Source organism: Streptomyces sp. NPDC127106 (assembly GCF_042677605.1).
Classification (GTDB): Bacteria; Actinomycetota; Actinomycetes; order Streptomycetales; family Streptomycetaceae; genus Streptomyces.
Window position 1 is genome coordinate 139,555 of sequence record NZ_JBHXTC010000004.1, and the last position, 16,332, is coordinate 155,886.

General features: G+C 72.0%; 13 protein-coding genes. 8 read left to right on the top strand and 5 right to left on the bottom strand.

Features of this window, described 5'->3' with window-relative positions:
* The first annotated feature begins 65 nt into the window (after positions 1-65).
* Positions 66-1,094: a LacI family DNA-binding transcriptional regulator gene (locus tag ACFVGY_RS06470; protein ID WP_385671930.1), complete on the top strand. Its 1,029-nt coding sequence runs from the start codon at positions 66-68 to the stop codon at positions 1,092-1,094.
* A gap of 117 nt (positions 1,095-1,211) precedes the next feature.
* Here the strand turns inward: ACFVGY_RS06470 and ACFVGY_RS06475 are convergent, their stop codons facing one another.
* Positions 1,212-4,019 (bottom strand): glycosyl hydrolase, encoded by a 2,808-nt coding sequence (locus ACFVGY_RS06475; protein WP_385671933.1) that lies wholly within the window; start codon positions 4,017-4,019, stop codon positions 1,212-1,214.
* Positions 4,020-4,275: 256 nt separating this feature from the next.
* Between ACFVGY_RS06475 and ACFVGY_RS06480 the strand changes: the two genes are divergently transcribed.
* The 4 genes from ACFVGY_RS06480 (at position 4,276) to ACFVGY_RS06495 (ending at position 9,047) form a co-directional block, all read left to right on the top strand.
* The gene (locus tag ACFVGY_RS06480) at positions 4,276-5,577 is read left to right on the top strand and encodes an extracellular solute-binding protein (protein ID WP_385671936.1); all 1,302 of its coding nucleotides are present in this window, start codon (positions 4,276-4,278) and stop codon (positions 5,575-5,577) included.
* Positions 5,578-5,709: 132 nt separating this feature from the next.
* Positions 5,710-6,654, top strand: a complete 945-nt coding sequence (locus ACFVGY_RS06485; RefSeq protein ID WP_385671939.1) for a carbohydrate ABC transporter permease — start codon at positions 5,710-5,712, stop codon at positions 6,652-6,654.
* Entirely contained in the window at positions 6,651-7,565 is a 915-nt protein-coding gene (locus tag ACFVGY_RS06490) for a carbohydrate ABC transporter permease (RefSeq protein WP_385671942.1), read from the top strand. The genes ACFVGY_RS06485 and ACFVGY_RS06490 overlap by 4 nt, the downstream gene beginning before the upstream one ends.
* 60 nt (positions 7,566-7,625) lie before the next feature.
* Complete coding sequence (locus ACFVGY_RS06495; RefSeq protein WP_385671945.1) at positions 7,626-9,047, top strand: GH1 family beta-glucosidase; 1,422 nt, start codon at positions 7,626-7,628, stop codon at positions 9,045-9,047.
* A gap of 155 nt (positions 9,048-9,202) precedes the next feature.
* Here ACFVGY_RS06495 and ACFVGY_RS06500 read toward each other — a convergent pair whose 3' ends face one another.
* The 4 genes from ACFVGY_RS06500 to ACFVGY_RS06515 all read right to left on the bottom strand — a co-directional run bounded on the left by ACFVGY_RS06500 (position 9,203) and on the right by ACFVGY_RS06515 (position 13,418).
* Positions 9,203-9,397 (bottom strand): hypothetical protein, encoded by a 195-nt coding sequence (locus ACFVGY_RS06500; protein ID WP_385671948.1) that lies wholly within the window; start codon positions 9,395-9,397, stop codon positions 9,203-9,205.
* 64 nt (positions 9,398-9,461) lie between these two features.
* On the bottom strand, positions 9,462-10,583 hold the full coding sequence (locus tag ACFVGY_RS06505; protein ID WP_385671951.1) for a nucleotide disphospho-sugar-binding domain-containing protein: 1,122 nt from the start codon (positions 10,581-10,583) through the stop codon (positions 9,462-9,464).
* A gap of 172 nt (positions 10,584-10,755) precedes the next feature.
* Positions 10,756-11,982, bottom strand: coding sequence for a serine hydrolase domain-containing protein (locus tag ACFVGY_RS06510; protein ID WP_385671954.1), 1,227 nt, complete (start codon positions 11,980-11,982; stop codon positions 10,756-10,758).
* A gap of 353 nt (positions 11,983-12,335) precedes the next feature.
* Positions 12,336-13,418 (bottom strand): MBL fold metallo-hydrolase, encoded by a 1,083-nt coding sequence (locus tag ACFVGY_RS06515; protein WP_385671957.1) that lies wholly within the window; start codon positions 13,416-13,418, stop codon positions 12,336-12,338.
* Between the two features lie 347 nt (positions 13,419-13,765).
* Between ACFVGY_RS06515 and ACFVGY_RS06520 the strand changes: the two genes are divergently transcribed.
* The 3 genes from ACFVGY_RS06520 to gcvH all read left to right on the top strand — a co-directional run bounded on the left by ACFVGY_RS06520 (position 13,766) and on the right by gcvH (position 15,922).
* On the top strand, positions 13,766-14,674 hold the full coding sequence (locus ACFVGY_RS06520) for an NAD-dependent protein deacetylase (protein ID WP_385671960.1): 909 nt from the start codon (positions 13,766-13,768) through the stop codon (positions 14,672-14,674).
* Between the two features lie 46 nt (positions 14,675-14,720).
* Positions 14,721-15,383, top strand: a complete 663-nt coding sequence (locus tag ACFVGY_RS06525) for a GNAT family N-acetyltransferase (protein ID WP_385671963.1) — start codon at positions 14,721-14,723, stop codon at positions 15,381-15,383.
* Positions 15,384-15,541: 158 nt separating this feature from the next.
* Positions 15,542-15,922, top strand: coding sequence for a glycine cleavage system protein GcvH (gene gcvH / locus ACFVGY_RS06530; protein ID WP_385671966.1), 381 nt, complete (start codon positions 15,542-15,544; stop codon positions 15,920-15,922).
* Positions 15,923-16,332 lie beyond the last annotated feature (410 nt).

The following is a 16,332-nucleotide window of genomic DNA, read 5'->3' on the forward strand; positions in this document are numbered from 1 at the left end:
TCCTGGGTCGGCGTCCGAGCAGCGGCCCGGCGGTGGCCGTGGAGGGAGACGGGAGAGTGACTGGCTTGTCCGAGCAGACCGCGGGATCGTCGCGGCCCACCCTGGAAGCCGTCGCCGCGCGGGCCGGCGTGTCCCGGGCGACCGTCTCCCGGGTCGTCAACGGCGGCGCCGGCGTGCGCCAGTCCGTGGCGCACAAGGTGCGCGAGGCGGTGCAGGAGCTGGGCTACGTGCCGAACCACGCGGCCCGTTCACTGGTGACGCGGAGGCACGGTGCGGTGGCCGTGATCATCGCGGAGCCGGAGTTCCGGATCTTTTCCGACCCGTTCTTCGAGAAGCAGGTGCGCGGAATCAGCCGGGAGCTGACCGCTCAGGACACCCAGCTGGTGCTGCTCTGGGTGGAGGGCCTCGGCGACCACGAGCGGATCGCGCGCTACCTGGACGGGGGGCATGTGGACGGGGCGCTGGCCTTCTCCCTGCACAGCGACGACCGGCTGCCCGCACTGATCGCCCGGAGCAGGGTCCCCGTGGTGTTCGGGGGCCGCCCGGCGCTGGGGTCGGGGCCGTCGGTGCCGTTCGTCGACTGCGACAACCGCGGCGGCGCCCGGGAGGCCGTGCGGCACCTGGTGTCCCTGGGGCGCCGGCGGGTCGGGCACATCGCGGGCCCCCGGACGCAGACGTCCGCGCTGGACCGGATCGCCGGCTACCACGACGTGCTGGTCGACGCGGACCCGGAGCTGCTGTGCCAGGGCGACTTCACCCGGGAGAGCGGGGCCCGCGCGATGGCCGGGCTGCTGGACCGACGGCCGGACGTTGACGCCGTCTTCGCGGCCAACGACCTGATGGCGGCGGGCGCGTTGCGCACCCTGCGGGAGCGCGGGATCCGGGTGCCGCAGGACGTGGCGGTGGTCGGGTTCGACGACATGGACGCGGTGGTCCGGGATGCGGAACCGGCGCTCACCACGGTGCGGCAGGACATCGAGGGCATGGGCCGGCTCATGGTCAGGCTGCTGATGCGCGTGCTGGACGGGGCGGCCGACGCCGCATCGACGTCCGTGATCACGCCGACTCACCTGGTCCGGCGGGCGTCCGCGTGACCGCACGACCGCACGACGGCCTGGCGGACGGCGGCATGCCGGACGGCGGCGGGCGCACGGGGCCGTGCCCCGGGCCCGCCGCCGCTCCCCCTCCTCCTCCCCCTCCCCCGGGGGACGTCAGTCGTACGGGATGACCAGAACGGCGGTGTCCGTGCCCGTCCGGAGCCGGGAGTCGGCGTTGCCGATCGCGCTCCAGACCTCCAGCCGGATCGTTCCGCCGCGCAGGTCGCCGAGTGCGCCGGTGGCTGCCTTCAGGCCCCGTGCCTGCTGGTACTCCTCCCAGCCCGGGAGCGGGTCGGTGGCGAAGTAGTGGTAGGTCTCCGTCCGGTCGAAGGTGCCGTCGCCGGTGAGGTCGTAGCTGACCCGGGCCTGCTGGCCGAGGCCGACCGCCGTGCCCGCGTCCACCGGCAGGCGGAACGCGGTCGCGCCGCCTGCCCTGAGGGTCCCGTTCACGTTTCCGGCCTCGTAGACCAGCGGCCGGTACGGGGTGCCGTCGTGGTTGGCGCCGCCGGCCGAGGGGATGGTGTCGCTGCCTGCCGTGCCGCCGGAGGCAGTGGTGAGCACGCCGCCGGAGCGGAGGTGGTAGGTGTCGCCGCCGGAGGGGTCGGGGTCCGGGTCCGGGTCCGGGTCCGGGTCGGTGCCGGTCCCGCTTCCGGTGGCGGTGGAGCGGGGCGGCACGGTCAGGGTCCTGCCGTCGGAGAAGGTGACGGTGCGGGCCGTGGCAGCGTGGTTGTGGGCCGCGTAGGTGCGGGTGCCGTTCCTGCTGAAGACCGCGGAGGTGGGCAGGTCGCCGGTCACCGACGGGTCGGGGGCGCCCAGTGCGTCCAGTGTCGTGATCCAGTGGTAGGTGTGCGCCGTGGACTCGCCCGCCTCGGGGGTGTAGGCGGCGTGGCCCGCGTCCCACTTCGTCTTCGCGGCCGCCGGGTCGGCCAGTGACTGGAACTCCCAGAGGATGTCGCGCCATTCGGCGGCGGGACCGCCGTTCTCGCGCTCCATCTCGGCGGTGTTGCGCCGTATCGCCTCCTTGTGCCCGCCCAGGTGGAGCGACCCGCCGCCCGTCACGGGGAGCACGTTGATGCCGTGGATCTCCTCGGGGTTGGCGGTCCACCAGGTCGCGTAGGCGGCGCCGCTGCCCCAGACCATGCCGACGGTGTCGTGCCCGAAGGAGGCGGGGAAGACCTGCTGGTCGGCGTCGAACCAGTACTGGGCGATCGCCTCGCCCTCGGTGGCGAGCAGGTAGGAGCCGAGGTCGCGCAGGCCGGTGTCACCGGTGGCGGAGCCCCAGAGCACGAGGGCGGCGCTGAGGTTGGTCGATTCGGAGGACGACTCCTGGTTGTTGCCGGCGGCGAAGCCCTGGTGTCCGGAGGCCCAGCTGTGGCCGGCGTAGACGTCGAAGCCCCGCAGGAACGGGAAGGCGCTGTCGGTGCGGGAGGGGTTGGCGGTGTCGCGGACCAGGGCCTTGACCATGCCGCCCCAGGCGGAATCGGCGGCCCAGCCGGGGTCGTACTGGGCGGTGATCGCGGCCGCGTACACGTAGTAGCCGTAGTGGAAGTGGTGGTCGTTGAGCTCGGTGTCGCTGCCGTAGGAGGCCGGGTAGCCGGTGAGGCTCTTCCAGGTGCGGTCGTAGGCGAAGCCGTTCGCACCGCCCGCGGTGAACCAGTCCTGGAGACGCCCCTTGATCAGGGCGAGGAGCCGGTCGCGGGTGGTGGTCTCGCCGATCTGGTCGGCGAGCGGCACGAGCTGGGCGAGCCGGCCGAGCGCCTTGCCGGTCCAGTAGGTGTCCACGGCTCCGGAGAACGGGTCGGCGGCGTACGCGACCTCGTTCAGGTGGGCGCGCAGTCGGGCGGCGTCGACGTCCGTCGTGCGGGGCAGGCCGGGCAGGACCGGGGCCGTCTTCTGGGTGGTGGTGAAGGCTCTGCCCTCGCGGACCTTCATGGTGCCGCGCGGCGAGACGTACGTGTAGGGGGTGAGGGGGTCCGCGGTGTGGAGCCACTGGTGTCGGTAGAGGGCCTGGAGGGTGCCGCGTTCGGTGCCCTCCCTGGCTTCCGTGGTGAGGGTGTAGGTGGCGCGGACGGTGCCGCCGGCGACGCTCCAGTCGACCCGGGATCCGGTGACGAAGCTGAAGGCGTACTTCCGGTAGGTCGCGAGCGCGTCGGCGGAGGGCAGGACGGCGACGGAGAAGTAGTTCCTACCGCCGAGGGCGGCGCTGATCGTACTGCCGGAGACGGTCCAGTCGCTCCCGGTCGGCGCGAAGAGGGCGTAGTGGTGGCCGGCGACGGTGATGCCGAGGACGTTGCCCTGGTCGGCGAAGACGGTGGGGGCGCTCGCGGTGGTGACCAGGGCGTTGCCTCCGGAGCCCTGGGCGTACACGAACGGGCTGCCGTGGCCGATGGTGGTGCGCAGGGTGCGGGCGCCGTCGGACCAGTAGGGGGTGACGGTCCAGTCGGACCAGGAGTCGGCCTTGGCGTCGGGCGAGTTCAGTCCGGCGAGGCCGACGGTGAGGTCGCGCTTGTGGGCGAACTCGTACTGGCGGCCGTCCCCGACGACGGCGGGGCCGGTGGGGTAGCCGATCTCCAGCCCGCCGGCGACCGCCTGGTAGGTGAGGGGGTGGCCGTACATGGGGGTGGAGTACGGGTTGTCGCCGTAGCGCTGGAAGGCGAGCGAGGACCACCAGTCGTTGGTGGGGACGGGTTTGCCCTCGGCCGCGGAGGTGACCTTGGGAGTGACGGGCGTACCGGTGTGGGTGGTGGGGCCGGAGGTTCCGGCGGGGCGGGAGTCGGAGTAGCTTCCGGCGCCCACGGGGACGGTGGCGGCTGCCGCAGGGCTCGCGGCCGGTCCGAGTCCGACGGCCACCAGGGCGGCGGCCAGGACGAGCGGGGCGGCTCGGACGAGCGGGGCGGCTCGGCGCGCGTGGGGGACGGGCACGGGGAACACCTCATGTCAGCTCGGTGGTCATGTCCGGGACTCGTATCCGAGAGCGCTCTCAGCTGGCCGGAAACGTAAGACTCCCGAAACACGGGTGTCAAGGGACCGCGCAACAACGGAAGTTGGAGCCGATTCCGGTCCAATGCGCCTTCGACTCTTGACGGATCACACGCGCCGCGGGCACGCTCCCCTCGCTGACTGAGAGCGCTCTCAAGGATGCGTTCCCATTCGACCCCGGAGCCGAGGGAGGCTTCCCATGCCCACTGCCAGAGCCGCCAGGAGAGCCGCCGTCCGCCTGGGGGCGGTCGCTCTTGCCGGGATCCTGCTCACCGCCTGCGGCGGCTCGTCGGAGGGCGCCTCCGACCGCGCGGACGGCAGGGTCACGATCACCGTGGACCTGTTCGGTTCCTTCGGCTACGCGGAGGCCGGGCTCTACGCCGAGTACGAGGCGCTGCACCCCGGCGTGACCGTCAAGCAGACCGACACCGAGGACGAGGCCGACTACTGGAAGTCGCTGCAGACCCGGCTGGCCGGCGGTGGCGGTCTCGCCGACGTCCAGGCCGTCGAGGTGGGCCGGATCGCCTCCGTCGCCCAGCAGCAGGGCGACAGGTTCGAGGACCTGCGCACGTACGGCGCGGGTGCGCTCAAGGGCGGGTTCGCCGAGGCCACGTGGGCTGCGGCCACCGGAAAGAACGGCGAGGTCCTCGGCCTGGGCACCGACGTGGGCCCCGAGGCGATGTGCTACCGCACCGACCTCTTCGCCCGGGCGGGCCTGCCCACCGACCGCGAGGAACTCTCGCAGAGGTGGTCGACGTGGGAGGGGTACCTCGAACTGGGCCGGCAGTACCGGGCGAAGGCCCCCGACAGGAGCGCGTGGCTCGACAGCGTCGGCAGCCTCTACTCGGTCATGATCGGCCAGCAGAAGGAGCGCTACTACGACGCCTCCGGCACGCTCGTCTGGGACACCAACCCGGCCCTGAAGGCCGCCTGGGAGGCATCGGTCACGGCGGCGCAGAGCGGGCTGAGCGCCAAACTGGACCAGTGGTCGCCGCAGTGGAACCAGGCGTTCGCCGCCGGCTCCTTCGCCACGCTCCCCTGCCCCGCCTGGATGCTCGGCTACATCAAGGGCCAGGCGGGTGACGCGGGCCGGGGCAAGTGGGACGTCGCGGAGCTGCCCGCGGGTGCGGGCAACTGGGGCGGCTCGTACCTCGCCGTTCCGCGGGCCGCCAAGCACAAGAAGGAGGCGTACGAGCTGATCGCCTGGCTCACCGCGCCCGAGCAGCAGGCCAAGGTCTTCCGCAAGCAGGGCAACTTCCCGTCCGCGACCGGCGCCATCGCGCAGATCTCCGACGCCACCGACCCCTACTTCTCGAACGCCCCGATCGGGCGGATCTTCGGCGATGCCGCGAAGGCCGCTCCCGTCCAGGTCCTCGGGGTCCACGACCAGAACATCGCCCAGCAGATCACCAACGCCCTGGGCGAGGTCGAGCGCAAGGGCACGGCGCCCGACCAGGCCTGGGCGAACGCCAGGAAGGGCGTGGCGAACACCATCGGCTGACCGGCCCCTGACCGGCCCCGCACCGGCCCCTGACCGGCCCCGCACCGGCCCGTGACCGGCCCCGCACCGGCCCCTCCCACCCACCGACCCAGGCACCGCCCCAGGCACCGACTCTTCCCGAAGGGCCGCATCGTGACCCTGGCAGCACCCCCACGGCCGGCGCCGGCCCGGCCGTCCACCGTCCGGCGCGCGTGGCACACGGTCTCCCCGTACGCCTACATCGCCCCCTTCTTCATTCTGTTCGCCGCCTTCGGGCTCTTCCCCCTGCTCTACACGGCGTACGTGTCGCTGTACCGGGTGGAACTCCAGGCGCCCGGCGACATGCAGTGGCGCGGGCTCGGCAACTACACCGCGCTCCTCGGTGACGAGTTCTTCTGGACCTCGTTGCGCAACACCTTCACCATCGGGGTGCTCTCCACCGTCCCCCAGCTGGTGATGGCGCTCGGCCTCGCGCACCTGCTGAACCACAGGCTGCGCGGGCGCACGTTCTTCCGGACGGTGATGCTGCTTCCGTACGCGACCTCGGTCGCTGCCGCCACGCTCGTCTTCGCCCAGCTCTACGGCCGAGACTTCGGCCTGGTGAACCAGGTGCTCGGGCTCGCCGGCATCGGCCCGGTCGACTGGCAGACCGGTACGGTCGCCTCCCAGGTGGCCGTCTCCAGCATCGTCGTCTGGCGGTGGACCGGGTACAACGCGCTGATCTACCTGGCCGGCATGCAGTCCATCCCGCACGAGCTCTACGAGGCCGCCGAGATGGACGGGGCATCGCGGTGGCGGCAGTTCTTCCACGTCACGCTGCCCGGGCTGCGGCCGACGATCGTCTTCACGGTCGTCGTGTCCACCATCGGCGCGACGCAGCTGTTCGGCGAGCCGCTCCTGTTCGAGGGATCCGTCTCCGGCGGCATCTCCCACCAGTACCAGACGCTCGGCCTCTACCTGTACGAACAGGGCTGGGGCTTCTTCCACCTGGGCCGGGCGGCCGCCGTCGCCTGGGTGATGTTCCTGCTGGTCCTGCTGGTCGTCGGGGTCCACGCCGTGATCGGGTACCGCCGCGCCCGCAGGGGGACCGGCCGATGACCGTCCTCGCCGATCACGTCACCGGTCCTCCGGACGGGCGCCCGGCCCCCGGGCGGCGCGCCCGGGGCGGCCGCCGCCGCTCCCGCGCCGGGCGCACGATGCGGGGCGGAGGACTCGCCCACGCGGTCCTGGTGCTCGCCGTGCTCGTCTCGGCGTTCCCGTTCTACTGGACGGTCGTCGCGGCCAGCCGTTCCAACGCCGATCTGGCCAGGGTGCCGCCGGCGCTGCTGCCCGGTCCGCACCTGATGCGGAACTTCGAGGCGGTGGTGGAGGAGGCCGACATCGGCCGGGCGCTGGTCAACTCCCTCATCGTGTCGGGGTCGATCACCCTCGGCACCGTCCTGTGCTCCACCCTCGCCGGGTTCGCCTTCGCCAAACTGCGCTTCCGGGGCCGCGGCGCACTGCTCGCGGTCACGGTCGGCACCATGATGATCCCTCCGCAGCTGGGCGTCATCCCGCTGTTCATGCTGATCGCCGAACTCCAGTGGGTGAACCAGCTCCAGGCCGTGGTCCTGCCGGGACTGGTCTCCGCGTTCGGCGTGTTCTTCATGCGGCAGTACCTCGCCCAGTCGCTGCCAGACGAACTGATCGAGGCGGCCCGCGTCGACGGCGCCTCCCCCGCCCGGATCTTCTGGTCGATCGTCGTCCCCGTCGCGCGGCCGGGCATGGCCGTGCTCGGCCTCCTGACCTTCATGGCCGCCTGGAACGACTTCTTCTGGCCCGTCGTCGCCCTGTCCTCCTCCGAGCCGACCGTCCAGGTCGCCCTGCGCCAGCTCGGCGGCGGCTACGTCAACGACCAGTCGGTCATCATGGCCGGCACCCTGCTCGGCACGCTGCCCGTGCTGCTGGTCTTCGGCCTGCTCGGCCGGCAGATCGTCGGCGGAATCATGCAGGGCGCGGTCAAGGGCTGAACACGCGGCCCCTCACCCCTCGCACGCACGAGCCTTCTCACCTCCGGGAGATCCATCCTCATGACCGCGCTCGACGCACGCCCCCGCACCGGGGCGACGCTCCGGTTCCCCGCACGCTTCCGCTGGGGCACCGCCACCGCCGCGTACCAGATCGAGGGAGCCGCCGGCGAGGACGGCCGCACCCCATCCATCTGGGACACCTTCAGCCGCACCCCGGGCAAGGTACGCAACGGTGACACCGGCGACATCGCCGCCGACCACTACCACCGCGTGAGCGAGGACGTCGCGCTCCTACGACGGCTCGGCGTGACCGACTACCGCTTCTCCATCGCCTGGCCCCGCGTCCAGCCGACCGGCCGGGGGCCCGCCGTCCAGAAGGGCCTGGACTTCTACCGGCGCCTGACCGACGAGCTGCGCCGGGCCGGCATCCGGCCCGTGGCCACCCTCTACCACTGGGACCTCCCCCAGGAACTGGAGGACGCCGGCGGCTGGCCGAACCGGGAGACGGCGTACCGCTTCGCCGAGTACGCCGGCATCGCGGCGGAGGCGCTCGGCAACCGCGTGGCGACCTGGACCACCCTCAACGAGCCCTGGTGCGCGGCCTTCCTCGGCTACGGCAGCGGGGTGCACGCCCCCGGCCGCACCAGCGCCGTCGGCTCGCTGCGCGCAGCCCACCACTTCAACCTGGCCCACGGCCTCGCCGTCCGGGCGCTGCGCGGCGCCGTGCCCGCCGCGGCCGAGGTGTCGCTCACCCTCAACCTCCACGCGCTGCGCGCCCACACCGACGCACCGCAGGACCTGGACGCGGTCCGCAGGGTCGACGCCGTCGGCAACCGGCTCTTCCTCGAACCGGTCTTCCACGGCCGCCTTCCGGAGGACCTCGTCCGTGACACGGCGTCCGTCACCGACTGGTCCTTCGTCCGGGACGGGGATCTGCGGACGGCGGCCGAGCCGATCGACTCACTGGGCGTCAACTACTACTCCCCCACCGCGGTCGCGGCGGCCCGCTCCTCGCCGGGCCCCTCGGCGGCGCCCTCTGCGTGGGCCGGCGCGGAACGGCACGTCCGCTTCCTCCCCGTCGCAGGGCCGCGCACGGCCATGGACTGGCCGGTCGACTCCGACGGGTTGCACGAGCTGCTGCTCCGGCTGCGGGACGACCTCCCGGGCGTACCGCTGGTGGTCACCGAGAACGGCGCGGCGTACGAGGACTACGCCGACCCCTCGGGGCAGGTGAAGGACCCCGAGCGGGTGGCCTATCTCCACGCCCACCTGTCAGCCGTGCACCGCGCCATCGAGGACGGCGCCGACGTCCGCGGCTACTTCCTGTGGTCCCTGCTGGACAACTTCGAATGGGCCTACGGCTACAGCAAGCGCTTCGGCATCGTCCACGTCGACTTCCCGACCCAGCGCCGGACGCTCAAGGACAGCGCCCACTGGTACGCGGACGTCATCGCCCGTGGTGGTGTCGGGGCGAGCGCATGACGCAAGAGGTGGGTCTACGGCGGCCGCAAACCGGAGGACAGGCCGGTGTTGGCGCGCTATCTCACCGGCCCCCCGATTCCGCCGGACCCGGACGAAGGACGTTCCTACAAGGACACGGTCAAGTCCTATCCGGAGACGGTGACCCGGAGCATCATTCAGGAATTCAGCCCGCCGACGGACATGATCGCGTCGATTCCGGGGAGCGGCACCGAGTTCCGGCGACGTACGTCCACCACTGCCACATCCTCGAACACGAGGACGACGACCTGATGCGCCCGTGGACGATCGTCGACGACGGCGACCACGGCGGCGGTGCCCCCGTCAGTGGCCCCGGCCACGGCCACGGCCACTGACGGGATCGGTCGACCGGCGTGTGCCGGTCCCCGCCCGGTGGGGTGCTGCGGGTCGGAGCGCCTACGAGGTGGTCAGGGCCTCCAGGGCGGGGACGGTCGCGGCCGGGGTCGGCAGGGCGGCGTTCTCCGCCCGGAGGCGGGCGGCGGCCTCGCGCAGGGCCGGGTCGGTGATGAGGCTGGTGAGGAGCGGGACGTCGACGTCGTCGGAGGCGGAGCGCAGCGCGGCCCCGGTCGCGGTGAGGGCGTCGGCGTTGACGAAGTGGTCGGCGCCCTGGGGGAGCAGCAGCTGGGGCAGGCCGGCCTGCAGGGCGGTGAGCAGGGTGCCGGAGCCGCCGTGGTGGACCAGCGCGTCGGAGGCGGTCAGCAGCTCGGCGAGCGGGATCCAGGGCAGCGGGCGGACGTTGTCCGGGAGGGTGCCGAGCGGGGTGAGGTCGGCGTCGCCGACGGCGAGCAGGAACTCGGCGTCCACCGAGGCGGCGGTCTCGATCAGCCGGACGATGGCGCGGACGCCGTCCATCTCGGTGAGGACGGTGCCCAGGGTGACGGCGACGCGCGGGCGGGTGCCGCGGCGGAGCAGCCCGGCGGGGACGGTGCCGCCGCCGTTGTAGGGGACGTAGCGCATCCGCAGGCCGTCCGGGTCGCCGCCGAGCGAGGCGGGGACGACGTTCAGCGCGGTGGGCCGGGCCGGGCCGGCCACGCCGTACGCCTCGTACGCCTCGGTGAAGTTGGCGGCGAGCCGGCCGACCATGTCGAGGCCGGAGGTGACGCCGAAGTTGTGGACCACCGACGGGATCTTGAGCTTGGCCGCGACCAGGGGGGCGGAGGCCTGGAAGGAGTCGTAGACCAGCAGGTCCGCGCCCCAGCTGTCGGCGGCTTCGAGCAGGCCGTCCACGGTGGGGCGGGAGACGAGGGCGAAGCCGCGGGCGGCCCTGTCGAGGATCTGGTCCGTCGTCATGTCGGGGCTGACGTAGCGCACCTCCTCGTCGGTGGACTGCTCGAACACCTCCATGACGGTGCGGCCGTCACCTATCTCGACGATCGGAAAGCCCGCCTCACGCAGCCGGTCCAGTGGCCGCGAACCCGCGAACAGCACCTCGTGGCCGGCGGCGCGCAGGGCCTGCGCGGTCGGGATCATCGGGAAGAGGTGGCCGGCCGAAGCCGGTCCGGTGAAGAGTATGCGCACGGTCTCTCCTTGCCAACGGTCTCCAGGTCGAGGACGAGTCGTGCCGGCCCGCCCCCGCCTTCCTTGAACTGACGGGAGGGAACGGTGTGTTCCCGGCGGACCGTCGATAATCGGACGTTCTGGTGGAGGCTTTCCGGGCAGGGCCCGCGCCCTCGCACGGCTCGGCTCGGTCTCAGTCCTCCACGGCCTGGTAGAGCGTGGTCCAGAAGTCGTGGATGAGCTGCGCCGGGTCCGGAATGGACAGGCCGACCTGGGTGAGCAGGATTCCGGTGAGCTGTGCGTCCGGGTCGGCGTAGGCCGAGGTGCCGGTTCCGCCGTCCCAGCCGAACTGGCCGAGGGGCGCGTAGTCTCCGCGGTAGGTGCGTACCGCCATGCCGAAGCCCCACCCACCCTGCTGCCCTTGGCCGAACGAGACGTGGACGCTGTTGCGGGCCAGGGCGGATCGGACGGCCTCCTGCTCGGGCGTGAGCCGGTTGGTGGTCATCAGCTGGACGGCCGGCCGGGACAGGATCCGTTCGCTCCCGTGCATGCCGTGGTTCAGCAGCATCCGGAAGTAGGCGTGGTAGTCGTCGACGGTGGAGACCAGTCCACCACCGCCCGCCTGGAACGCCGGGGGCTCGCTGAACCGTCCGCCCGCCGGCTCGTCCCACACGATGAACTCCCCGGTCTGCGGATCGGGCGCGTAGCTCGGCGGCAGCCGGTCGATCTTCTCGGCGGGCACGTGGAAGCCGGTGTCCTTCATCCCCAGCGGATCGAGGATGCGTTCGCGCAGGAACGTCTCGTACGACTGGCCGGTGACCCTGGCGACGAGCACGCCGAGCAGGTCGGAGCCGATGTGGTACTGCCACTGCTCTCCGGGCTGGTGCATCAGCGGGAGCGCGCCGAGGCGGCGCATCCACTCGTCCGGGTCGGGCAGCGGCCCTCCGTGGCCCGTGAGCTCCAGTTCGAAGATCTTGGCCATGATCGGCGTGCCCATCGACGTCAGATCCATGCCGAGACCGAACGTGCAGGTCAGTACGTCCCGTACGGTGATCGGCCGGCGCGCCGGCACGGTGTCGTCCAGCGGGCCGTCGATCCGCTTCAGCACCTGCCGGTCGGCGAGTTCGGGCAGCCACCGGTCCACCGGATCGTCCAGCCGCAGCCTGCACTCGTCGAGGAGGACCATCGCCGCCGCGACCCCGAGCGGCTTGGACGTCGAGGCCATCCGGAAGATCGTGTCCCGGCGCATCGGCGCGCCCCCGCCGTGGCGCATCGTCCCGATCGCTTCGACGTGCGTCTCACCGCCCCGGCTGACCAGCGCGACGAGCCCGGGGATCTTCCCGGAGTCGACGTGCCGCGCCAGCACGTCACGCCACCTGCGCAGCCCTGACGCGGAGAAGCCGCCGTTGCCGTGTTCCATCGTGAATCTCCTTGCGTACGGTGTCCGGCCTTCACGAGCCGCCCCGGTCGGGTTGTTCGACAATCGCCGAACGCCTGCGACGCTACATTGCGTTCACAGATCCGTCAACGACGACAGTGAGGGCGATTGCCCTTACCACAGCTGAAGATTGGGCCTTTCATTGCAATGATAGTGACGCTGAACGCAATGGGTGATCACCGATCGCGTTGCAATGAGATGAGGCTGAACGCACACGCCGGCGCCAGCAGAGGTCACCGAGCAGTGGCGGCAGGGCCGGGCCGTGCGAAGCATGCGGGGACAGGTCCCCGCACCCGTTCCCGCTCGAAGAGCGGAACGGAACGGACCCGCATTTCCTAGGACTGCACGGCGCCGGGCTCCGTGGCCGTGACGGCGGGCCCGGGGTCGTACAGGGCGGGCCGGGACCAGGGCGCGTCGGCGTCGTCGGACTCCGGCCGCAGCCCCAGCTCGCGGAGTTCGTTGACCGCCATCATGGCGGTGAACATCGGATTCGGGTTGGCGCCTTCGACGCGCAGGTCGGCAATGGCTTCCGCGTAGCGGGTGGTGAACGTGCTCGGCCGGATCCGACCGTACTCCCTGGTGAGGTCGAGTGCCGCCGCCTGTAGGGCGGTGGCCTGGTCCAGCAGCCCGTCCAGGTGGGTCACCGCCTCGGCGCTGCGGCGCACGGCGCAGGTGTGCCCATCGGTGAGGAGTACGGCTTCTCCCTCCTCGAAGAGGCGGCAGACGGCGCCGAGCACAGTCTGGATCTTGAGCTGGTCGGCGTCGACCATCGCACCGCAGGCTCCGTTGCCCTCGTCGGACAGGTGCAGGACGCCGCAGTCGCCGAGGTACACGATCACGTGCCCGGCGCAGTGCCCCTGGCTGCGCAGCACGCGGACCGCCCCGTCGGCGAAGGTCCAGCCGGTGAAACGAAGCGAGCCGATCCGAATCCGCTCCAGGGGTCGCTCCTCGTACGTCCGGGTCGTCGCGCCGAAGGGCCGCATGGGCTGGAAGAGCGACACCACCTTGCCGGCGGTGGCTGCGGGCGGCGCGGGCAGCGGTGGCAGCCCGGTGATGCGGTCGAAGGACCGCACCCAGTACGAGGCCGGGTCCCGCATCTGGTCGAGGTCGAGGGCGGGGACGTAGTGCTCGACCGGCACACCCAGCTCGTCGGCCAGGTCGTTGTTGCCGACGTGGTCCGGATGGCCGTGCGTGGTCAGCACCAGTGCCCGGGACCAGGGCCCGACCCGGTCGGCCGCGTCCCGCAGTGCCGCGCGGAAGGCCGCCGTGACGCCGGTGTCGATCATCACCAGGGTGTCGCCGACCCGGTGTACGAGGGCGTTGGCGACGTCCGGCTGATCGTGCTCGACGTCGAGTTCCTGCCCGAGGACCAGCACGGTCCGGTCGTCGATCTCGATGAGGTCACCGAGCGCGGTCATGGATCCTCCCGCGGTCTGGGCCGGGCCCGCTCAGGAGCCGTGCGGGGCGGAGCCGTGCGGGGCGGGCGACGGGGGCCGGGGCGGATTGGCGGGGCGGATTCGGGGCCCGGGTGCGGGGTGCGGGGTGCGGGGTGACGCTGCCCGTCGGGCCTCCACGGTGGGCCGGCCCTGCCGCCCACGGGCGCGGCGCCGACCACGAAGCCCTGCTGACGAGCGTACGCCGCACCGCGCGCGGTGTCCCCGGGAAGCCCCGCGGCCGGGGCCATGGCCTCGGCCGGCGGCGCCATCGGCGGCGGCGCCATCGGCGGCGGAAGCGGGTGGTGGAGCCGGTTCCGTACCCTGGCGGCATGCGCATGCGCCCCACTCTGCACTGGACCCCTACCGAGGACCTGCCGCCCGGCACCACGGATCTGGATCCGGTTGCCGATGCGCTGCGGACCGGCGGTGTGCTGGTGCTCAGCGGGGCGGGCCTCTCCACGGAGTCGGGCATCCCCGCCTACCGGGGCGAGGGCGGGAGCCTGAGCCGGCACACCCCGATGACCTACCAGGACTTCACCAGCAGCACCGGTGCCCGGAACCGGTACTGGGCGCGCAGCCACCTCGGCTGGCGCACCTTCGGCCGCGCCCGGCCCAATGCCGGGCACCGGGCGGTGGCCGCGTTCGGGCGCCACGGCCTGCTTTCGGGTGTCATCACCCAGAACGTCGACGGACTGCACCAGGCCGCCGGCAGCGAGGGCGTCGTGGAACTCCACGGGAGCCTGGACCGGGTCGTCTGCCTTTCCTGCGGGGCGTTCAGCCGGCGCAGCGAGCTGGCCGAGCGGCTGGAGGAGGCCAATGCCGGCTTCGAGCCGGTGGTCGCCGGAATCAACCCGGACGGTGACGCCGACCTCACCGCGGAACAGGTCGGGGACTTCCGCGCGGTGCCCTGTTCGATCTGCGGCGGCATCCTCAAACCCGATGTGGTGTTCTTCGGTGAAGCCGTTCCGCCGGGGCGGGTCGAGCACTGCCGCACGCTGGTCCGTGAGGCGGCCTCGCTGCTGGTCCTGGGCTCCTCGCTGACGGTGATGTCCGGGCTCCGGTTCGTTCGCCAGGCGGCCCGGGCCGGGAAGCCCGTGTTGATCGTCAACCGGGATCCGACCCGGGGCGACCCGCACGCGCGCACCCGGGTCACGCTGCCCCTGGGGGCGGCCCTCAGCACCGTCGCCGACCGATTGGGCATCCCGGTCGACGGCCGGCCGGCAGACCCTGGGCCGTGAGGCGAAATGCTTGCCGGCGGTAGGGCCCGCACACGATCCTCCTGGCATGGACCTTCCACAGCAGGTGATCGAACTGGACGACCTGACGCTGCGCCGCTTCAACGGCGAGGCGGACCTTCCGGAGTTCTTCCAGGTCATTGAGGAGTCGCTGGAGCACCTGCGCCCGTGGATGCCCTGGATCGCTGAGCACAGCCTGGCCAGGACCGCCGATTTCCTGGCCCGCCGCCCGGAGCTCTGGGCCAGCGGCGAGGCGTTCACCTACGCGATCGTGGTGGACGGGGCGATCGTCGGCGCCTGCGTACTGTTCCGGCGCGGGCAGACCCCGGACGACGGCCGTGAGATCGGCTACTGGCTGCACCCTGCCGCCACCGGCCGTGGCCTGGCCACTCGGGCCGCCTGCGCCCTGGTTGAACAGTCCTTCCGCCTCCCCGGCGTCGATTACGTCGAGGTCGTCCACGACCCGGCCAACCGCGCCAGCGGTGCCGTCCCGGCCCGCCTCGGGTTCACCCAACACCTCCGCCGCCCCGCCGAGCGCCTTGCCCCGGCCGGGACCGGCGAGGACCAGATCTGGCGGCTGACCCGCAGTCAGGGGACGAACTGCGGCGGCATCGGCTGCTCGCATCACAGCGTGCCGTCGTTGTCGAACGCGGCGATCCGATCGGCCGGTTCGACGAACGCCGGCCCCGGCGTCGTCGCCCCGGGGACGTAGTCCACGACCGCCTGCCTGGCCGTGCCCTCGTTTCCAGCTCGCCAGCACCTGATCGGACGGCAGATCGCGCCACGGCGCACCGTGGGAGTCGTCACCTGAGCCCGCCGGCATGGCACTGTGTAACCCGTTGATCACAGCACGCTCTGGGGAGTCTTGCCATGTCGAACGTCCCTGCCGATCTCAAGTACACCGAGGACCACGAGTGGGTGCGCACCGAAGCCGGCGGGGCGGTGGCCATCGGCCTCACCGACCACGCCCAGAAGACGCTCGGGGACATCGTCTTCCTTGAGTTGCCCGAGGTGGGCAGGGCCGTCGAAGCCGGGGACCCCGTGGGCACCGTGGAGTCGGTCAAGGCCGCCTCCGACATCTACGCCCCGGTAAGCGGCGAGGTCGTCGAGGTGAACGCCGACGTCGCCGACTCACCCGAAGACGTGAACGACGACGCCTACGGCACGTGGCTGTTCAAGATCAAGCCGAAGTCAGGCACCTCCGGCAACGGCCTCCTCGACGCCGCCGCGTACGCGAAGCTGGTCGGCTGACGCCCTACCGCCCGGTGCCGGCCTCCGGCACCGGGCGCGTCGCCGGGTCGTCGACCGGGTGCAGGAGTTCCGACGCTTCAATCCACCGCCGCGAATTCCCGGCGGCTTTCCGGAAGCAATCCGGCCGAACCCTGGGGTCGGGTGGCCGGAAATCGGGGTGGAGGCGTACGGTCTGCATTCCGGGGAAAGGTCGGGCACGGGACTCAATGCACGCGTGCGGTGCGTGCGTGCCTGGCGTCGCCAACCATCCGGAACCCTCGGGGCTTCGGTGAATGCGGCAGGAAAGGCCAGACGGGGAGGGTGCGGCAACTTTTTCGCAGGCTGGACCAAGAAGCGCAGATTCTCTTGCCCGAGGCTCGATACACAGGCAGATCGACCGTCCACGATCGTGCCTTGGAGTCTGGGCGTCG

Coding starts and splice junctions, on each gene's coding strand:
- ACFVGY_RS06520 (WP_385671960.1), top strand. CDS start 13,766: ATGCGCATGCGCCCCACTCTGCACTGGACCCCTACCGAGGACCTGCCG.
- ACFVGY_RS06495 (WP_385671945.1), top strand. CDS start 7,626: ATGACCGCGCTCGACGCACGCCCCCGCACCGGGGCGACGCTCCGGTTC.
- ACFVGY_RS06480 (WP_385671936.1), top strand. CDS start 4,276: ATGCCCACTGCCAGAGCCGCCAGGAGAGCCGCCGTCCGCCTGGGGGCG.
- ACFVGY_RS06510 (WP_385671954.1), bottom strand. CDS start 11,982: ATGGAACACGGCAACGGCGGCTTCTCCGCGTCAGGGCTGCGCAGGTGG.
- ACFVGY_RS06525 (WP_385671963.1), top strand. CDS start 14,721: ATGGACCTTCCACAGCAGGTGATCGAACTGGACGACCTGACGCTGCGC.
- gcvH (WP_385671966.1), top strand. CDS start 15,542: ATGTCGAACGTCCCTGCCGATCTCAAGTACACCGAGGACCACGAGTGG.
- ACFVGY_RS06515 (WP_385671957.1), bottom strand. CDS start 13,418: ATGACCGCGCTCGGTGACCTCATCGAGATCGACGACCGGACCGTGCTG.
- ACFVGY_RS06490 (WP_385671942.1), top strand. CDS start 6,651: ATGACCGTCCTCGCCGATCACGTCACCGGTCCTCCGGACGGGCGCCCG.